Genomic DNA, 21,123 nt, shown 5'->3' with positions numbered 1-21,123 from the left:
TTATTTCTCCTTTTGACTTTCGAATAATTTTTGGTAGTAAGTATTATTTGCCAGTAGCTCTTGGTGGCTTCCATTTCCTACAATTTGACCTTGATCAAGCACAATAATTTGATCTAGGTTTTGGATTGTACGTATTCTTTGTGAAATAATAATTAGTGTTGTGTCTTTTAATTTGCTTTTAATTTGGTCTTGCAAGTTTTTGTCAGTTTTATTATCAAGAGCGCTAGTTGAATCATCTAAAATTAAAACATTTGGTTTTTTAATTAGCCCTTGAGCAATTGAAATTCTTTGTTTTTGACCACCACTTAAATTAATTCCGTGTTGACCGATGATTTGTTCATATTTATCAGGATAATCTTTGATAAAGTTAGCTTGAGCTATATTAATTACTTCATCAATTTCGGCATCATTAGCATTTTCGTGGGTAAAAACTAAATTTTCTTTGATTGAACCACTTAACAACATATTTTTTTGTCAAATTGCTGAAATATTTTGTCTAAGATGAGCGCTATCAATTTCGTTGAGATTTAAATTGTTAATTAAGATTTCTCCTTGGGTTGGAAGAATTTCTTTAGTTAATAAATTAACTATTGTACTTTTTCCACTTCCGGTAGTTCCAATGATTCCAACTGATGAGCTATTTGGAATTTTGAATGAAACATTTTGTAATGCATTTTGAGTTTCGTTATTTTTATATCTATATGACACATTTTTGAATTCAATATTTCACTCTGTTGGTTTGTTATCGTTTGTAACTTCAGGAATAATACTTTCCATTTGTAAAACTTCATAAATTCTTTTAGCGCTAAAACGAGCTCTAAAAAGTTTATTTGATTCAAAACATACTTGAAAAATTCCAGATGAAATTAAACCTAAATAAGCAAGGAATTGGTACAAGTTACCAACTTTTTCTTGAATGTTGGCATTTGTGTAATTTTTAGCTAGAAAACCAAAAATAAGAAAGACTAAAATGTTACCAAAAGCGACAAAAGTATGAATTACAGGTCAAGCAATTGAGCTTGTTTTAGTCACTTTAAGATTTAATTTTAAGAGATTTTCGTTTTCTTCATTATAAAGCTTATAACGGTAATTTTCTAAATTGTAAGTTTTAATAAGCTCAATTCCATTAATATCTTGTTTTGCTTTTTCGTTAAGTTTATCTAAAATTCAATTTTCTTTTCTAAATGAAGGGAAAAGAAATTTGATTGCAAAAAGTGAACCAATTATGACAACAGGAATATTAATAAAAATTGCTATTGAAAGATTAAGATCAAGATTAAGTGAAAAAACTAGTCCTCAAACTATTAAGAAAGTTCCATTTAAAAGCGAACGACAAAGAACAAAAAATCCACCATTTATTTTATTAATATCATTTCCAAAATAAGTAATAATACTTGCATGTGAAAGTTCATTAATGTTGTCTTTGCTTAAATTAATGATCTTTTTAAATAATTGCATTCTGATTAAGTGTCTAATATGACTAATTGTATATTCAGAAAGTCTTAAAGAAATGATTCATAAAACTAAATTAGCAAGGCTACATCCGATTACCAAAATAATTAAAAATTGGTAGACAGTAAGTCCTTGCGGAGGTAATATTTGTCAATGAAAGAGCTTTACAACGGTTATTTCTTGTGTTCTATCACTCATTACAATAAATTGTTTAACAAACTGAGGAATAAACATCTCAAAAAAGCTCGGCATAATTGAAATTAATGCACAAAGCAAGATTCTAAACCTCGTGGTTGTTGGTAATAATTTGAAAATTTTAAACATAGAGAAATTATAAATAAATTAATTTAGGGCTAAACAAAAAAGATGCTCAATCAAGATTTAGCAGAAAAGAATTTTATTTGCTAATTTTGACTTTTTAGTGCTATAATTTTTAATATGAATTCAAGAAAACTAGACAATAAATATGAATTTATTTTGAAACATATTGTTTCCTTATACATTGAGGAACCAAAAGCAATTAGTAGTTCTTTACTATTACAAAAATATCCAGAACAAATTACTTTTTCATCAGCTAAAATTCGTTATTTAATGAACGATTTAGAAAAGATGGGATATTTAGAAAAATGTCACTCTTCAAGTGGGAGAATACCAACAGCTAATGGTTTAAATTATTATGCTAATTATTTAGCTGATTCTTGTGAAGAACAACTTATGAAACAATTAAGTCAAATTTTTAAAGATAAAGAAGAAAAGATTGATACTACAATTGAATCAGCAGCTAAAATAATCTCTGATGCAACTGGACTGACTTTAGTTACAACTTCATATAATCACAACTCTCTTTTAAAAGGGATCGATATTGTACCAATTAGCGATTTTTCAGCGACCATTGTAATTGTGATTTCAACAGGTGAAGTTTTTTCTAAAATCTTAAAATTTGATCCTGAAGAAATTAATATTAATGATTTAAAAGTTGCTGTCCGTATTTTTAAAGAACATTTAATTGATGAACCTGTTTCAAGACTTACACATCGTGTTAATGAGCTTAAAGATGTTTTATCCCAAGCTGTTAAAAATTACCAAAAAATTATTGAAAATTTTGTTAACAATATTTTTAATAACAATTTTGTCCAAAAGAATGTTTACGGAAAGAAAAATATTATTTTAAGCAGTAAAATCAATCGTGAAAGTCTTTCAAACATGATTGAATTAATTGAAAACTATTCTGTTTGAGAACACATTGAAAATGAATTAGAAAACGAAGAAAGAATCAAAATTTCGATCACTGATTCTGGTGCATATATGTCAAAAAGAATTGATGCAGGTGATAAAATTACTGAAATTTCTGTAGTTGGTTCGCAAAATTCCAATTTTAATAATATGAGAGCAGTTTTAAATGTTTTAGAAAAATTATTAAAGAATAAAAAGGAGTAATATGAAAGCAATTAAGATAAAAGACAATAATATTTTAAAAGGTGAATTCAAACTTTATGTTGAAGATCAAAAACAAGACAATTATTCAGGTTATCGTGAAATCACAATAGGAAAAGAAGAATATTTACCTTTTTTTGATGAAAAAATAGTTAATCGTAAAATCAAAAAAACTTTAGAAGTTAAATTTTCTTTTGCAAAAGATTATCCAATTGAAGAATTCAGAAGAAAAAGTGCACTTGTAATCATGGATAATATTGAAATTATTGAGCAAGAAAACTTTAAAGGAAATGAATCGGAAAATTTAGCAAAAATCAAAGAGCTTGAACACAAATTATCACTTAAAGAAAACGAAATTAAAGTACTTGAATATACTTTTAAAGAAAAAGCAAGTGAACTATCTAATAAAGCTAATGAACAAATCGCTCAATTTAGAAAAGAACTAGAAGAAAAAAATAAAAATGAACTTGCACAAGCCAAAAAGTTTGCTTTATTAAAATTTATGGAAGATTTTGAAACTCCATTCAACAACTTTAAAATGGCAGTTCAAGCAGGAGAAAACTCTGACAACATCCAAGTTAAAAACTATTGCTATGGTTTTAACATTGTATCTCAACAATTTGAACAAGTTTTAAATGATCATGGAGTTAGTTTGATTTTACCTCAAGTTGGTCAAGAGTTTGATGCACACAAAGAACAAGCAATTGATTTTTCTACACTTACTGATTTTGAAAATAACATAATTACAAAAGTCGTTAAACCAGGAATCATGATTGAAGATAGGGTAGTTAAACCTGCATCAGTGATAGTAAATAAAAAATAATTTAAAAATTTAGCAATTAAATGATTTGATTGCTAAAAAGTATGATATAATTAAATTATCAAAATAATAAAAATTTAATAAAGTTTTTAACTTATAACTTATTTATATATCTTATTTAGGAGGCTAAAATGGCTAAAGAAATAGTATTAGGAATTGACTTAGGAACAACAAACTCTGTTGTTTCTGTAATTGAAAATAAACAACCTGTTGTTTTGGAAAATCCAAACGGAAAAAGAACAACACCTTCAGTAGTTGCTTTTAAAAACGGAGAAATTATTGTTGGTGAAGTAGCAAAAAGACAAGTTGAAACTAACCCTAACACAGTTGTTTCGATTAAAAGATTAATGGGAACAAATAAAACTGTACATGTAAATGGCAAAGATTATAAACCAGAAGAAATTTCAGCAATGATCCTTTCATATATGAAAGATTATGCTGAAGCAAAATTGGGAACAAAAGTTTCTAAAGCAGTTATCACTGTACCTGCTTACTTTGATAATGCTCAACGTGAAGCTACTAAAATTGCTGGTAAAATTGCTGGTCTTGATGTTTTACGTATCATTAACGAACCTACAGCAGCAGCTCTTGCTTTCGGTTTAGAAAAAACAGATAAATCAATGAAAGTTTTAGTTTACGACCTTGGTGGTGGTACATTTGACGTTTCTGTTTTAGAATTAGAAGATGGTACATTTGAAGTTCTTTCAACAAGTGGAGATAACCACCTTGGGGGAGATGATTGAGATAACGAAATTGTTAAATGAATGTTAAAAGAAATTAATTCAAAATACAACTATGATGCTGCAAATGATAAAATGGCTTTAGCTAGATTAAAAGAAACAGCTGAAAAAGCTAAAATTGATTTATCAGCTCAATCTGTTGCTCAAATTAACTTACCTTTCCTTGCTGTAACAGCTGATGGACCAGTTAATGTTGAGCTTGAATTAAAACGTAGTGAGTTTGAATCAATGACTTCTCATTTATTAGACAGAACAAGAAAACCTATTGAAGATGCTCTTAAAGAAGCTGGAATTACAGCAAATGATATTCATGAAGTTTTACTTGTAGGTGGTTCAACAAGAATGCCTGCTGTAGTAGATATGGTTAAAAGAACATTAGGTAAAGAACCAAACCGTTCAATTAACCCAGATGAAGTTGTTTCAATTGGTGCTGCAATTCAAGGTGCTGTTTTAGCAGGTGATATTGATGATATTTTACTTTTAGACGTTACACCATTAACTTTAGGAATTGAAACAATGGGTGGAGTATCTACACCTCTTATTGCTAGAAACACAAGAATTCCTGTAACAAAATCACAAATCTTTTCAACCGCTGCAGATAATCAAACAGAAGTTACTATTAGAGTTGTGCAAGGCGAAAGACCAATGGCTAACGATAACAAACTTTTAGGGCAATTTAACCTTGATGGTATTGAACCAGCTCCTAGAGGTGTTCCACAAATCGAAGTTAGCTTCTCAATCGATGTTAACGGAATTACAACTGTAACAGCTAAAGATGTTAAAACTCAAAAAGAACAAAAAATCACAATTTCAAACTCAAGTAAATTATCAGAAGAAGAAATTGAAAAAATGGTTAAAGAAGCAGAAATGAACAAAGAAGCTGATGCTAAACGTAAAGACGAAGCAGAAACAATTGTTCGTGCTGAAAGTTTAATCGATCAAATTAACAAAGCTAATAAAGATCAAGGTCATAAATTAGATCCTAAAGCAAAAGAAGAATCAGAAAAATTAGTAAAAGAAATTCAAGAACTTATTAATAAAAAAGACATTTCAACTCTTAAAACAAAACTTGATGAGTTAGAAAATGCAATTAAAAACTTTGCTAACTATGCTGCACAACAAAATGCTCAAAATGCTAGTTCATCATCAAATTCAGATAATGTAGAAACAGCTGAAGTTGTTGAAGAATAATATCAAAACTAAAACTAGGACGTAAGAAAGTTATGCTTCTCTTATGTTCTGGTTTTTTAACACAAGAAACTATTTTTTCTATGTGCTGTTATTTTTAAGCTGTTCATTTGTTTCATCTTTTTATTTCCATTTTTAACTAATTTTCAAAATTAAGCTTTTATAGGTTATTTATTTTTAAAAGAACCTTTTAAAAAAGGTATAATTTATATGAAATTTTTACACATGTTAAACTCATTTCCATAGAAAAACACCTTCTGCCGGAAGGTGTTTTTTCCTTTTCGAAAGGAGGAAATATGATTTAAATTATTTGGTTCTCAAAATAGCTAGTATAACTAGCAAAATTAAGAGAATTAAAAATAACTTAATATTCATATTCCTTTCTTTCAAAAAAAATTTTTTACACACGTTTCCCTCCTTTCCAGTTAGAAAACTTCAGAGTCTCCTAACATTAAATAAATAAGAAAAAAGCAGTGTAGAACAAAAAAAGTATAAATACAAGCTCTAGTTCATCTATATTTTGAGTTAATAGATGAAATTAAATATTAATCTTGCTCATTCAAAAATTCATTAATAGTTATTAATAAAATTAAATGTATAAATTATAATTATTAATAATTAAAAAATCATAAGAGAAAACTCAAATAATAATTAGGAGAAAAAATGAAATTAAAACATTTAGAATTGAATTTAGATAATGCATTCCCACAAGAGACAACAAACATTAATGAATTAGCTGGTACTCTTCAAGAAAGAGTTACAAAAATTCACAATTCATTAGTTAATAAAACAGTCGAAGAAAAAGATTGACTAGGTTGATACAACCTTCCAGAAGACTACGATAAAGATGAATTTGCTAGAATGGTGAAAAAAGCAGATAGCTGAGCACAAGCTGGTGTAGAAGTTGTAGTTGTAGTTGGAATTGGTGGTTCATATTTAGGGGCTAAAACAGGTTACGACTTTATTTATGGTCCTTATTCAATTAAAAAACCAAAAATGGAATTACTTTTTGCCGGAAATGATATTTCTGCGGAAGCTTTATATGAAAAATTAGAATATGTTAAAAATAAAAAGTTTGCTATTAATGTAATTTCAAAATCAGGAACAACTTTAGAACCTTCAATTGCTTTTAGAGAATTTAGAAACTTATTAGAGTCTAAAGAAGCAAATGCAAGTGAGCTTATTGCTGCTACAACAGATCAAGCTAAAGGTGTACTTTTTGAACTTGCTACTCAAAAAGGATATGAAAAATTCATCGTTCCAGATGATGTTGGTGGAAGATTTTCAGTTTTAACAGCAGTTGGTCTTTTCCCATTTCTTTGTGCAGGAATTGATGCAAAAAGAGTACTAGAAGGAGCAAACTTAACAAACAAAGAATTATCTTCTGATTTAATTCTTAAAAACCCTGCTTATGCATATGCTGTTACTAGGTTTTATTTACATACAGAACACAACTTTTTAGCCGAAATGCTTGTGTCATATGAACCAAAATTACAATATTTTGCCGAGTGATGAAAACAACTTTTTGCAGAATCAGAAGGTAAAGATGGACAAGGTATTTGACCAATGAGTTCACTTTTCTCAACTGATTTACACTCATTAGGGCAAATGATTCAAGATGGAAATAAAATTTTATTTGAAACAGTTTTAACACTTAAAAATCCAAAATACAACATCGTATTTAAATCAGACTCACAAGATTTAGATAAATTAAGTTACCTAGATGGTAAAGATTTACACTCTGTGAATAATGTTGCTTTTGCAGCTACAATGAAAGCCCATGTTGAAGTTGGTAAAGTGCCAAACCTTCATTTATTATTCGATAAGTTTGATGAAGAAACATTAGGTGCTTTATTCATTTTCTTTGAACGTGCATTAGCAATGAGCGCATATTTATTAGGTGTAAATCCATTCAACCAACCAGGCGTTGAAGTATATAAGAAAAATATGTTTAGTTTACTTGGAAAAAAATAATTCTAGAAAATGATTGATTTAGAAAAGTTAGTTAGTAATAATACAAATTATTCACGAAAAGAAGTCAAAAAATTAATTTCACAAGGTTTGGTTAGCATTAATAATCAAAGCATCCTTGAAAACTTAAAAATAAACACAGGTCAAGATTTGATTTTTATAAATAACCAAGAAGTTTATAATGATCAATTTGTGTACCTTGTAATTAATAAGCCTAAAAACTATATTTGTGCAAATCAAGATTCGTGAAATAATGTTATCTTTGAACTTTTAGATCCTAAATATAGGTATATTAAAGGCTTACATACTGTCGGTCGTTTAGATAAAGATACAACTGGTTTGCTTCTTTTGACTAATGATGGAGCTTTTTCACACAATCTACTCAGTCCAAATAAGCATATTTCTAAAAAATATTTAGTAGATACTAAAAACCCTTTGAAAATTGACTTGGTCACTCAATTTGAACAAGGTATCGATATTGGTGAAAAAAAATTAACCAAGCCTGCTAAATTAGAAATTATTGATCAGTACAGAGCATTTTTAACAATTAACGAAGGTAAATTTCACCAAGTTAAAAGAATGTTCCAAAAAGTAGATAATGAAGTTATAGAACTACAGAGAGTCTCTTTTGGAAAATTAGAACTTGATCAATTAAATCTTCAGGTAGGTGAATATCGAGAACTAACCAAACAAGAGATTGAAATTTTAAAAAATGCTAAAGTTTAATTTATGCAATTTTCATCTTTTAAACTTGAACTTCAATGGGAAATGTCACTTTTATCGTGACGTTTCCTTTTTTGTTTCCTTTTTTACTTACTTTTTATGAATTATTTTGAGCTTTGTTATTATTTGCATTTTGATTTGTTTATAATTTAAGATATAGAAAATAGAAAAGAGCTAAAATGATTAAAAAACTAAAACAAATTTTATCCTTTTTTGCTTTATCTGCCTCTATTTTGGGTTTAGCTGCTTCTTGTGATAAAACAAGCAAAACAGCGCAAACTCAAAAAGAAATAGAAAAAAATAATCAAACAGCAGATAATCCTAAAAATGCAAATAATGATCTAGACACAAAAGAAAACGACTTAAATAATAATTTAGATGAACAATTGATAAATAAAGAAGCAGAAAACAAAAAAAGTGACAATTCAACTAATTTAGAACCAAGTGATTCTGCAACTGTTTCAAATAATGAAAGCGAAAACAAAGAAGACGCAAATCAAGATACTAAAACACAGACAGAAACTAATAATGAAACATCTGAACCTTCAGAAAAGCCTTCAGAAACTAATAATTCAAATAATGAAACTATAGAAGCCAATAATAATTCAAGTTCTTATAGTTCTTCTGATAGCGAAATTACTAGTTCCAATTCAACAATAAATAATGAAACTAACGCAGATAAAGAAAATTCAAACCCTGAAAGTTCACATAATAGTGCTAGTTCGGAAACAGAAAATACATCAAATACTTCAAATGATACTATTTCTACTAATGAAGAAGAGTTACCAAAAACAAGCAAAGATGAAGAAGGGGTTGAAAATAATATTGATACAAGTTCAAAAGAAGTGGAAGCTAATGAAAATAATGAACCAAATCCTGTAACTAATAATGAACCTATTGCTAACGATTCTGATAAAATCGAAACTAATGAACCTAAAACTAATTTAAATTCTAATAATGATGAAAAACAAACAGCGGAAAGTTTTTATAATGAAAATCCAAATGCCTTAAAATATAACGATATTGTCCCTGAATATTTTATGTTAAATAGCAACAACGATTATATTGACTTGCTTCGCAAAAGAAGTTTTTCTTTACTTACATTTTTTAATGATGGAACATATACAGCTGGTACACTTTGATTACTAGATTACAAAGTCATTAAAGAAAGAGAAGAATATAAATTGTTCTTTGGAACAAATTATCATGTAGCGGTAGAATTATTTAGCGAAGATGATTATCCTGAATATAAGCAACCAAATCGTGATAAAGCAATTTCAAGACTTTTTATTGGAAAAGGAAGTCAAAACCAAGTTGCTAATGGTAAAGTCCAATATATGGAAATAGCGAATGATAATTTCCCGAGAACATTCTTTTTAGCACGTAATTTTATGGACGAAAGAGCTTATTCTAATTATGATCAATCTAAAACATATTACACAGATTTTGCTGTAATTGAATGAGATTTTAAAGTAAGCAAATATCCGAGTTCAAAATTTAGACCGATCGTCAAACAACTTGTTGTGCAAGCACCGCAAGTTTTAGACGATTCAATTAACAAAGTTGAAACTCACAAAATTTCAATGTTTAATAACTCTCTTCCATATGCAAATTTAGATTATCGTTCATTTTGAGAAGCAAGACAAAATATGATTAGAACAAATGATGCTAATAAGCTAAATGAAATTACAACTTATGAAAAAGCAAAAGAAGTCTCTGATTTTCTGACAAATATTTTTAAAGATGATGAAATTACTCCTTATTACTATAAACCTTATTCACTTTATTCATATGGATTTCCTTCATATAGTTCCAACCGTCAGGGTATTTTCTCAAGCGTTTTAGATAGTGATTTAGCTTCATTAAAAAGAACTGATTGACACGGTAGAAAAGATACGTCATTTTTACCAATTGATGAATTACATAATAAGCAAGTAGCTGATCATGGAGCAAAATTTAATGGTGAAGATATTCCGTATTTTTATGGTATTGCATATAAAACAGATCATGGTACAAAAGCATATGGCGGAATTAGTGGTAGTTTAGTCTTAAATCAAGATGGTCTGCCAATTGGTCTTTTATTTGGTAACTTAAAAGATGACTCTTCAATTTATTTAAGCGAAGATAATAAATATGTAATTAATCACAGCACACTCTTTATCCAATTTGTCCAAAGTGCGAAACTTTGAAATGCAAATGGAGTAATCTATCCATATAATTTAATTGATGGACGTGACAAAAATAAATATGAACTTCAAACCAATTCATATAAAGAGCAACTTGAAAAAGTTTATGGAGAAAACTACTCAACTGCACTTTTTCCTAGTTAAAAAAAAGCTCCAAAAGGAGCAAAACAATTTTTAGAAAATAGGCTTTAGGCTTATTTTTTTATTTTTAAAAGCACAAAAAGATACGTTCTTTTAATTCTGCTTGCTGTATATCTTTTGCTCACACAAGAAGCAATAAACTCCTCATAATTTGGCTTATCAATATTTTTGATAAATAAATTCTCGATACCTTCACTAATCATTTTGTATTTTCTCAATTGTTCAGGAGTTGAATTTTTAATAATTTTTTGAAATTTAGGATAAGTATTTTCAATCAATCTCTTTCTTTTGAGTTTTTTTAGTTGAACGGGCGTGTATTTTGAAACATCTTGATTTTCACTTATTGCTTTTCGTAAATATGTTGCACTAGCAAAACTTTCATTAGGTTTTTCAGCATGAAAACCAACTGTTCTTTTGATTGCGATTGGCTTAATGTCCAAGTTTTCTTCAACTATTGTTTTAACGTATTCTAATCCTAAAATATCATTAGGCAAGCTAATATTTTCGCCTGATAATTCCTGTAAAGCTAAATTAGTTGCTCTCGGAAAACTATTACCTTTTTCTTTTAAGTATTTTTTGACAAGTTTGTTATATTCTGCTTTATTTTCTTTGATTAATTTTGCAATCTTCAGAAAGAGCTCTACATCTGCTGTTTCTGAACCAAACACTAAATAATCAATCCTTGCTTTATTTAATTTTAAAACTGCTTGACTTGCAAAAATATGAGCTGCTTGTGCAGAAATTTCAACTGGTAGTTTAATTGCTTTCGAAACACCGTATTTTTTGGCTATTTTAAACCTTTGTCTAAATTATAAACAAATAATTTCACCTCTTTGTGAATACTTGTGGCTCATTGCAATTATTATTTTAGAATTTGGAAAGTGTTCTTTAATTCAATTTAACTGAAAAATATGACCATTATGGAACGGGTTATATTCAACAACTATTCCAACTTTTGTTTTTTTTCTTTTTTGATTCATAGATAAAATTAATTATAATATATAAAACAATAAATACTTTTTGATTAAATTTGAATGCAAAAATATTTCTAGAACATAAAATTAGTATTACTAGTCAAAAATGAGTTTTCAAGCTCACCTTGCTTGTCAATTTTTTTGAAATAATATTTATTATTTTTTGTTTTTGTATTATAATATTTTTGCTAATTATAAAGACCACAAAGGAGGACAACCATGGCTATTGTACCAAAGCGTAAAACATCAAAGCAACGTAAACACAAAAGACAAACACACAATGCGTTAGCTACACCTAACCTTGTAAAATGCTCAAACTGTACAAAATTAATTGAGCAACACGTAGTATGTAGATTTTGTGGTTTTTACAAAGGTAAAAAAGTTGAAGGATATGTTGCATTAGACGACCGTATCCAAAAATAATCGTTTTATTTAAATTATTTCAAATTCCAGACACTAGATATTTAGATATTTAGTGTCTTTTTTGTTTTTTAAATTCTTCTTAAAGTAAGGAAAAATACTATTTCTAGAACATTTTTAGTTTATTTTTAGACATTTTTTTGTTCATAATGCAAATTTCTTTATCTACTAAATGAGGAACAAAAAAGGAGAAAATATGATTTTATATAAATTTGGAGAAATAGTATACAAAAACAAAAACAATCTAATTTTAGAATCTTATGGAACAGGTTATCTTGTAAATGTTGCTCAAGAACATCGCTTTACAATTGGCCAAAAAATGAAGTTATTTCTTTATGAATACAAAACAGATTATTATCAAAATACATATGGTTTTAAGGATTTTAAAGAAAGATTGCTTTTTATTGATCTTTTAACAATAGATAAAGTTGGACCAAAAATAGCTATTAATCTTTTAGAAAAAGGTTGACTAGAAGTAGCTACATCAATTGTTTCAGAAGAATGACAAACACTTGCTAGTTGTCCATTTGTCACTGATAAGACTGCTAGATTCATTTGTGTTGAATTAAAAGAAAAATGAAGCAAATTAATCCAAGTGAAAGCTGAAACACAAGCCAAACAAAATAACTTAAATGAGCTAAATTTAACACTCACAACTTTAGGGTTTAAAAAACATCAAATTGATTTAGCAATGCAAAAAATTAAAGAAACAGATAATTTAGAAAAAATGATTGAGGATTCAATTCAAATCATTGCTGACGAGCAACAAAAAAATGTACAAACACAATAATTTAAGACCACTGAAATTCGAAGATTTCATTGGGCAAGACAAGTTAATAAAAACATTAAAAGCAATGATTACAAGTTCTCAGATTAAAAAGTGTGTTTTATCACATATTTTGTTTTATGCCCCTCCAGGTATGGGCAAGACAACTTTAGCTACCATTATAGCGAATGAAACTGATAAAAAAATACACTACATTCAAGGAGCAAATTTAGAAAAGAAAGCAGATATTATCAATATGCTTTCGATTATTCAAGATGGGGACATTGTTTTTGTTGATGAAATTCATAGCATTAATCGAAATATTATTGAATTTCTCTATAGTGCGATTGAAGATTTTGTTTTTGACTTAATTATAGGTGCAGAAGGCAATTCTAGAGCACTTCGGATGAAGATCAAACCCTTTACACTTATTGGTGCTACAACTAAAATTAATGAAATACCTCAACCATTCAAAGATCGTTTTGGTTATATTGCAAGATTAGTACCATACAATGAAAAAGATATTTTGAAAATTATTAAACATTCAACCAAAAAAATGAATCTTAAAATCCCACTTGAAATACAAAAGTTTATTGCTAATTATGCTCGTTTAACACCTAGAATAGCAAATCACTTGCTTGAGAGAATTAGTGACTTTGCAATTGCGGAAAATAATGGCAAAATTGACTTAAATATCGTCCAAAAAACTTTTAAGAACCTAGATCTTTATCAATTTGGCCTCACTAAAGATCATGTTGAATATTTAGAGATTTTGAAAAATATCGGCCACAATAGATCCCTCTCCCTTGATACAATTACAGGAATTTCGATCCACAACAAAGAAACAATTTTAAATGAAATTGAACCTATTCTTATCTACTTAAAATTTATCGAGAAAAATTCACGCGGACGGAAAATTTCTGACAAAGGAATTAACTATCTTTTAGAGCAATTAAAATAAGTAATTCAAAGTAAAAGGACATGATTTTGTGGTATCATTTAGATTAATTTGTGGTATCATTTAGATTAATATGATTAAGTGATTCAAAAAAATCTTTAAAATCAATAATTTTCGAAGATATTTAATCAGTTTTTTAACATTATCTGCTGCAGCAACATCTATTGTTGTTGGTAGCAAATATTATATTTCTCAAAACGTTAATAAATCGATTGAATATGGCGGAGGTGTTGAAGTTGTCGTCCAAGCGCAAACAAAGGATGACAAAGGTCAAACAGTTAATGCAAACAGTGAACTAACTAATTTAATTAACAATTCACTTTATGATCGCTTAACTGGCGGAACAGGTCTTAACGGAATTAATATTTCAACTGAAGGAGAAGGTAAATTAAGAATTACCAAAAGTGGTGATTACTCTTTTGAAGAATTAACTAAATTTGAAGAAGAAATTATTACAAAACCTATTTTAACAATTACAGATACAGAAATGCATCCGCTTTTTGTTAAAGATGGTTCGACAATTACATTCAAAGAAGATGCATCACTTTTTGATTCAGAAGGAAATCTTTTACCAATTTCTAATTTTATTCCACCATTTAAAAGCAATGGAGTAGAAGCAACTTTAGGAAATGATGGTAAATGAAATGTTTCAATTGAATTAAACGGTGTTAATGGTCAAAATGCTTGAGTTGATGCAACTAAATATATTTCAAATAAGCAAGATCGTAGAATGCTAATTTGACTTAATTTAGATAAACTTGTTGATTTAGCTGAAAATAAATACCCAGATGATTGAAATGCAGCTGGTAAAAACCTATGAAACTTTATTCACGTTAATAATGAAGTTTACCTTACTAATAACGGACAAAATTTAGGTGAAAATGCTCTTAAAGAAAATGAATTTAAAGCATCGTTATATTTAATTAGTTCACCTAGTGTTTCGTCAGTAATTACAACTGATAAAACAGTTATTCAAGGTAACTTTACTCAAGTTGATGCTAAAGAATTAGCAAGTAAAATTAAGTTTGGATTAAGTAATTATGAATTAGTTCCGCTTCTTAAATACTATGTTCAAGCAGACAAAAATCAAACAGCATTTAAATATGCTATTTTTGCCGGTATTGTTATTTTTAGTCTTATTGCTATCTTTATGATGGTCAACTATGGTTTACTAGGTGCTTTAAGCACAATTAGTATGTCGCTTTACATCTTTTTAACATTACTTATCTTCACAGCACTTCGTGGCGAATATTCTCCATCAACATTAGCTGCTATGATTATTGGAATTGGAATTAGTGTTGATGCTAATGTTATTACTTATGAAAGACTGAAAAAGCAAATTTATGAAGGTGATTCATTTAAAAAATCATTTAAAAACGCAAATAGGCAATCACTTTCAAGTATTTTGGATGCTAATATTACAACTTTATTAGTTGGATTTATTCTCTTTTATTTTGGAACAAAAGATGTTAAAGGGTTTAGTATTACACTTGTTTTATCAGTTTTATTCACTTTAATTGTGATGCTTGTCTTCCAAAAATTTGTAGCTCATATGCTTGCAAATACAGGACTTTTTGAAAAGCGTCTTTATCTTTTAGGTGTTCATAAAAAATATATTGAGAAACCTACAAGATTAAGAACTTTCATTAATCAAAACGATTTCTTAAAACAGTCGAAATGATTTGCGTTAGCTTCATTTATTTTCATTCTTGTTGCAATAATAATTTTTGGAGCAATAGCAGGCAAAAATGGTAGCTTTGGGAGTGGAATCAATACATCAATCGAATTTAGTGGTGGATTAAATATTTCAATTGTCGCAAATGAAGCAAAAAGTATTTACATGACTCAAGCTAATGCTCAAGAGATTCAAAACTTATTAGCAGCCAAAATGAATGGAATTGAAAATATTCAAGATTTAATTTCAATTAATTTATCTGACAAACAAAATGATTCATATCTTGTATCTTTAAAACTAATCGGAAGCAACTTTGATCAAGAAGAAATTCTGACACAAGTTAAAACAATTGTTTCAGACTACAACAGTAACTTTAACGTTTTAGCATTACAAGTTTCAAATTCAGAAGCACAAAAATTAGTTATCAATGCTTTAATAGCTACTTCAATTAGCTTTATTGCAATTATTGTTTATTTACTTATTCGAATGAATTATACTTATTCAATTGCAGCAATTTTTGGTTTATTACATGACTTTTTAATGGTTATAGCTTTCATTATTATTACAAGATTACAAATTTCAACAATTGTTGTAGCTGCTATGCTTGCAATTTTAGGGCTCAGTATTAACGATACAGTTGTTACATTTGATAAGATTAGAGAAATTATTCATGCTCAATATGTTAAGAAAATTTTAACTAAAGATGATATTCGTAAAATTGTAAATACAGCAATAGCTGATACTTTAAAAAGAAGTCTTTATACTTCATTAACAACAATTTTTGCAATTATTGTTCTTTTAGCATTTCAAAATGCAACAGACTTTTCATTCAATATTATTATGCTATTTGGAATCACGATTGGAGTTTACTCTTCGATTTTCATTTGTACTTGAATTTGAAGTTTACTTGAAAACCAAAGACAAAAAAGAATTGCAAAAAGAATTAAAAATGGATATTGAAACATTAATTTCCCAGAAGAACAAACCTTTAATGGAATTAATGATTATCTAGTTTAATTACAAAAGCAGGCAAAGCCTGTTTTTCTTTTAAATAAAAAAATATAATTTATAATACTATAACTATAAAAAAAGGCAGTTAATTGGAGGTATACATGGCAAAATTCGTAGACGAAGTTAAAATTTTATTGCAAGCCGGTAAAGGTGGAGATGGAATGATCTCATTCCGTAGAGAGGCTCACGTTGATAAAGGTGGTCCAGATGGCGGAGATGGTGGACGTGGTGGAAACATTTATTTTGTTGGTGATTTAGGCAAAAATACCTTACTTAGTTTCTACAAAAGCAAACACATTACAGCTGAAGATGGTGTTAAAGGTGGTCCTAAAAATCTTTATGGAGCTAACGCTAAAGACACATACATTAAAGTACCTATTGGAACACTTGTTTATAATGGTAAAAAATTAATTGCTGATGTTCTAGAAGCTGATAAACCATATTTAGTTGCTAGAGGTGGTAAAGGCGGAAGGGGAAATACTAAATTTAAAACCGCCAAAAACACTGCACCACGTATTTGTGAAAATGGAATGCCAGGAGAAAAATATGAAGCAAACATCGTCCTAAAAATTTTAAGTGATGTTGGTCTTGTAGGAAAACCTTCAGCTGGAAAAAGTACTTTTTTAACTTTAATTTCAAATGCAAAAGCTAAAATTGCCGATTATGAATTTACCACACTTGTTCCGCAGTTAGGAATGGTTGAATACGATGGCGATTCATACACAGTTGCAGACTTACCGGGATTAATTAAAGGCGCTTCATTAGGTAAGGGGCTTGGAATACAATTCTTAAAACATATCGAAAGATGTAGAATTATTGCTCACATTATTGATTTTGGTTCAGAAGACAAAAATCCAATTGAAGACTACAAAATAATTAATGATGAACTTAAAATCTATAATCTAAAATTAGAAAACAAACCTCAACTAATTATTGCTAACAAATCTGATCTTGAGGCATTCGATAATCATATGCAAGAGTTTAAAAAAACTTACCCAGATTTGGATGTTATTTCTATTTCTGCATTAAATAATGAAAATATTGAATTAGTTAAAGGTAAATTACTTGAATTAATTAAAAAATCACATCTCAATCCAATTGAAAATGAAGAAGAAGAGGAAATGAAAGTAATTGAATTTCAACCCGATTACGAAATATTCTCACCATACAAAGGTTACTTTGAAATTACAGGGCCTAAAATTGAAGAGCTTTATCACAAAATTCCAATTAATAGTTATGATAACTTACTTAGATTTAACAATATCTTAAGAAAGATTGGTGTTTGAGAAGATCTTGTAAGAAGAGGAATTCAAAAAGGTGATACTGTAACAATTTATGGATACCAATTTGAGTGAGAAGATGAAAATTAATTTAAATTAAAAATCTCTCTTTTTTATAATATAATTAAAAAACACAACTTACTTAAATTGCAAAAATATCAACATATTAAACTTTTTCTTTTTTCTATTTTTGAATATTTGTTTGTATGTTATAATAGTAATGCAATTTATGGACCAAACCGAATTTTTAAATTAACGTAGGAGGATAGTTTATGAGACAAACTACAATTGTTAATAGCCAACAAGCAGATAAAAAATGATATGTTATTGACGCAGAAGGACAAGTTTTAGGACGTTTAGCAGCTTTTGTAGCCTCAGTTTTAAGAGGAAAAAACAAACCTACTTTTACTCCAAATTCAGATATGGGTGATAATGTTATTATCATCAATGCTGAAAAAGTTGTTTTAACAGCTAAAAAAGAAGAAAACAAAATTTACTACTCACACTCAGGATATCCTGGTGGTTTAAAAAGTATTACAGCAGCTAAATTAAGAGTAAAAAGACCTACAGCTTTAATCGAAAAAGCTGTTAGCGGTATGATCCCTCACACAAAACTTGGAAACAAACAACGTCGTAACTTATACGTTTATGCAGGACCAGAACACAAACAAGAAGCACAACAACCAGAAAGATTAGAGGTTAAATAATTATGTCTAAAGTAGAATATCGTGGTTTAGGAAGAAGAAAATCATCTGTAGCTCGTGTTAAAATTTCAACAGGTACAGGTAAATTTATTATCAACAATCGTGATGCTAGAGATTACTTAACATCAGATATTTATTTAAAAGATGCTAATCAACCTTTTGTGTTAACAGAAACTGCTGGACAATTTGATGTTTCAGTTAAAGTTGCTGGTGGTGGTTTAAGTGGTCAAGCTGGAGCTATTAGATTAGGTATTGCTCGTGCTTTATTATTAGCAAGTGACAGTTATAGATCTGTTTTAAAAGCTGCTGGTATGCTTACAAGAGATGCTAGAGCTAAAGAACGTAAAAAACCAGGTCTTCGTGCTGCACGTCGTGCAAGACAATTTTCAAAACGTTAATTTATTTAATAATTTTGTTGCTTATTATATAAAAAAGTGTATAATAAGCATACATATGCGAGCGTAGCTCAGCTGGTTAGAGCACACGACTGATAATCGTGAGGTCGATGGTTCAAGTCCATTCGTTCGCACCATTTCAACAAATGTTGGTCGAAAATAGAAACTCAAGAATTTCTTGAGTTTTTTTATTTCAAAATCTAACTTTAAAATCAAGAAAATAAATTCTAAAATGATTTATCAAATTAATTGAATTTAACAGCCAAATAACAACAAAAACGTGCGTTTTATAAAAAAAGATTTTTTTATTTGAATTATTTTATTTTGTATGTATAATATTAACACGACTTTTAAAAGAGTCGTTACAAATAGAATAAGAAATCAAATAAAAAATATAAAAAAAATTATTGTTTTATTTTTCTTGTGCTATAATAATTAAGCAAACATTTTGAAACAAAAGTTCTTTGAAAACTAGATATATACAATACATGACAGTCAATTTTTTCGAGAGTTTGATCCTGGCTCAGGATGAACGCTGGCTGTGTGCCTAATACATGCATGTCGAGCGGAGTTCTTCGGAACTTAGCGGCGAATGGGTGAGTAACACGTACTTAACGTGCCTTCTAGATTGGAATAACGCTGAGAAATTAGCGCTAATGCCGGATACTTATATGGTTCGCATGAACTATATATAAAAGGAGCTTTCAAGCTTCACTAGAAGATCGGGGTGCGTAACATTAGCTAGTTGGTAAGGTAATGGCTTACCAAGGCGATGATGTTTAGCGGGGTTGAGAGACTGATCCGCCACACTGGGACTGAGATACGGCCCAGACTCCTACGGGAGGCAGCAGTAGGGAATTTTCCACAATGGGCGAAAGCCTGATGGAGCGACACAGCGTGCAGGATGAAGGCCTTCGGGTTGTAAACTGCTGTTATAAGGGAAGAAAAAATCGTGGAGGAAATGCCATGATCTTGACGGTACCTTGTCAGAAAGCAACGGCTAACTATGTGCCAGCAGCCGCGGTAATACATAGGTTGCAAGCGTTATCCGGAATTATTGGGCGTAAAGCGTCTGTAGGTTGTGTGTTAAGTCTGACGTCAAAACTTGGGGCTCAACCCCAAATCGCGTTGGATACTGGCATACTAGAATTGTGTAGAGGTTAGCGGAATTCCTAGTGAAGCGGTGAAATGCGTAGATATTAGGAAGAACACCAACATGGCGAAGGCAGCTAACTGGGCACATATTGACACTGAGAGACGAAAGCGTGGGGAGCAAACAGGATTAGATACCCTGGTAGTCCACGCCGTAAACGATGATGATTAGCTGATGGGAACCATCGGCGCAGCTAACGCATTAAATCATCCGCCTGAGTAGTATGCACGCAAGTGTGAAACTTAAAGGAATTGACGGGGATCCGCACAAGCGGTGGAGCATGTGGTTTAATTTGAAGATACGCGTAGAACCTTACCCACTCTTGACATCTTCCGCAAAGCTATAGAGATATAGTGGAGGTTAACGGAATGACAGATGGTGCATGGTTGTCGTCAGCTCGTGTCGTGAGATGTTCGGTTAAGTCCTGCAACGAGCGCAACCCTTGTCCTTAGTTAGATGATCTAAGGAGACTGCCCGAGTAATTGGGAGGAAGGTGGGGACGACGTCAAATCATCATGCCTCTTACGAGTGGGGCAACACACGTGCTACAATGGACGGTACAAAGAGAAGCAAGACGGCGACGTGGAGCAAATCTCAAAAAACCGTTCTCAGTTCGGATTGTAGTCTGCAACTCGACTACATGAAGTCGGAATCGCTAGTAATCGTAGATCAGCTACGCTACGGTGAATACGTTCTCGGGTCTTGTACACACCGCCCGTCAAACCATGGGAGCTGGTAATGCCCGAAGTCGGTTTTGTTAACTACGGAAACAACCGCCTAAGGCAGGACTGGTGACTGGGGTTAAGTCGTAACAAGGTATCCCTACGAGAACGTGGGGATGGATTACCTCCTTTCTACGGAGTACATTACCTATATTAATAGGATACTTAAGACTATTTTTATTAAAATTATTTGTTACAATGACACATGTACTATGTTAATAGTCCATAGATATATCTAGTTTTGAGAGAACTTTCTCTCTAATTGTTCTTTGAAAACTGAATAGTAAAGATATTACAACGACATCAAATAAAATAAATAAATTAAATTGGTTAATTTGTTTTGATTGATACCGAGTAATTATTATTAAATATAATAATTTATTGAAATGTCTTTGAATATACATCAACAA

The 21,123-nt window shown here is 29.8% G+C and carries 14 protein-coding genes, 1 tRNA gene, 1 rRNA gene and 1 pseudogene; 15 read left to right on the top strand and 2 right to left on the bottom strand.

Translation table 4 applies throughout. The features are described 5' to 3' along the window. A complete protein-coding gene (locus tag EXC46_RS03245) occupies positions 1–1,776 on the bottom strand; it encodes an ABC transporter ATP-binding protein (RefSeq protein ID WP_027333433.1) in 1,776 nt (591 codons plus the stop codon). A 114-nt stretch (positions 1,777–1,890) separates the two neighbouring features. Between EXC46_RS03245 and hrcA the strand changes: the two genes are divergently transcribed. From hrcA to EXC46_RS03215, 6 genes are all read left to right on the top strand, one after another. After that, positions 1,891–2,889 (top strand): heat-inducible transcriptional repressor HrcA, encoded by a 999-nt coding sequence (gene hrcA, locus EXC46_RS03240; protein WP_027333434.1) that lies wholly within the window; start codon positions 1,891–1,893, stop codon positions 2,887–2,889. A 1-nt stretch (position 2,890) separates the two neighbouring features. After that, complete coding sequence (gene grpE / locus EXC46_RS03235) at positions 2,891–3,709, top strand: nucleotide exchange factor GrpE (protein WP_027333435.1); 819 nt, start codon at positions 2,891–2,893, stop codon at positions 3,707–3,709. A 128-nt stretch (positions 3,710–3,837) separates the two neighbouring features. Next, positions 3,838–5,637: a molecular chaperone DnaK gene (gene dnaK / locus EXC46_RS03230; protein WP_129622181.1), complete on the top strand. Its 1,800-nt coding sequence runs from the start codon at positions 3,838–3,840 to the stop codon at positions 5,635–5,637. Between the two features lie 660 nt (positions 5,638–6,297). Beyond that, positions 6,298–7,608 (top strand): glucose-6-phosphate isomerase, encoded by a 1,311-nt coding sequence (locus EXC46_RS03225; protein ID WP_084262928.1) that lies wholly within the window; start codon positions 6,298–6,300, stop codon positions 7,606–7,608. A gap of 9 nt (positions 7,609–7,617) precedes the next feature. Then, entirely contained in the window at positions 7,618–8,331 is a 714-nt protein-coding gene (locus EXC46_RS03220; RefSeq protein WP_044888845.1) for a 16S rRNA pseudouridine(516) synthase, read from the top strand. Between the two features lie 176 nt (positions 8,332–8,507). Further along, positions 8,508–10,658 (top strand): MIP family Ig-specific serine endopeptidase, encoded by a 2,151-nt coding sequence (locus EXC46_RS03215; protein ID WP_027333439.1) that lies wholly within the window; start codon positions 8,508–8,510, stop codon positions 10,656–10,658. Between the two features lie 50 nt (positions 10,659–10,708). On the opposite strand, the pseudogene EXC46_RS03210 reads toward EXC46_RS03215, so the two are convergent. After that, positions 10,709–11,635: pseudogene (locus EXC46_RS03210) on the bottom strand (nucleotidyltransferase). A 213-nt stretch (positions 11,636–11,848) separates the two neighbouring features. On the opposite strand from EXC46_RS03210, the gene rpmF reads away from it, so the two are divergent. From rpmF to EXC46_RS03165, 9 genes are all read left to right on the top strand, one after another. Then, the gene (gene rpmF, locus EXC46_RS03205) at positions 11,849–12,052 is read left to right on the top strand and encodes a 50S ribosomal protein L32 (RefSeq protein ID WP_027333441.1); all 204 of its coding nucleotides are present in this window, start codon (positions 11,849–11,851) and stop codon (positions 12,050–12,052) included. A 193-nt stretch (positions 12,053–12,245) separates the two neighbouring features. Then, a complete protein-coding gene (gene ruvA / locus EXC46_RS03200) occupies positions 12,246–12,839 on the top strand; it encodes a Holliday junction branch migration protein RuvA (RefSeq protein WP_027333442.1) in 594 nt (197 codons plus the stop codon). Beyond that, a complete protein-coding gene (gene ruvB, locus EXC46_RS03195; RefSeq protein WP_044888846.1) occupies positions 12,823–13,776 on the top strand; it encodes a Holliday junction branch migration DNA helicase RuvB in 954 nt (317 codons plus the stop codon). The genes ruvA and ruvB overlap by 17 nt, the downstream gene beginning before the upstream one ends. 70 nt (positions 13,777–13,846) lie before the next feature. Continuing rightward, entirely contained in the window at positions 13,847–16,465 is a 2,619-nt protein-coding gene (gene secDF / locus EXC46_RS03190; protein WP_027333444.1) for a protein translocase subunit SecDF, read from the top strand. A gap of 95 nt (positions 16,466–16,560) precedes the next feature. Beyond that, complete coding sequence (obgE, locus tag EXC46_RS03185) at positions 16,561–17,829, top strand: GTPase ObgE (protein ID WP_027333445.1); 1,269 nt, start codon at positions 16,561–16,563, stop codon at positions 17,827–17,829. Positions 17,830–18,011: 182 nt separating this feature from the next. Beyond that, positions 18,012–18,446, top strand: coding sequence for a 50S ribosomal protein L13 (rplM, locus tag EXC46_RS03180; RefSeq protein WP_027333446.1), 435 nt, complete (start codon positions 18,012–18,014; stop codon positions 18,444–18,446). Next, entirely contained in the window at positions 18,446–18,841 is a 396-nt protein-coding gene (rpsI, locus tag EXC46_RS03175) for a 30S ribosomal protein S9 (protein ID WP_316244675.1), read from the top strand. The genes rplM and rpsI overlap by 1 nt, the downstream gene beginning before the upstream one ends. A 57-nt stretch (positions 18,842–18,898) precedes the next feature. Next, positions 18,899–18,975, top strand: a tRNA-Ile gene (locus EXC46_RS03170). 363 nt (positions 18,976–19,338) lie between these two features. After that, positions 19,339–20,845: ribosomal RNA gene (locus EXC46_RS03165) — 16S ribosomal RNA — on the top strand. The last annotated feature ends 278 nt before the right edge of the window (positions 20,846–21,123 follow it).

Source organism: Mycoplasmopsis glycophila, from assembly GCF_900660605.1.
In the GTDB taxonomy this organism is placed as follows: Bacteria; Bacillota_I; Bacilli_A; order Mycoplasmatales; family Metamycoplasmataceae; genus Mycoplasmopsis; species Mycoplasmopsis glycophila.
This window is presented reverse-complemented; position numbering and strand designations above follow the sequence as displayed.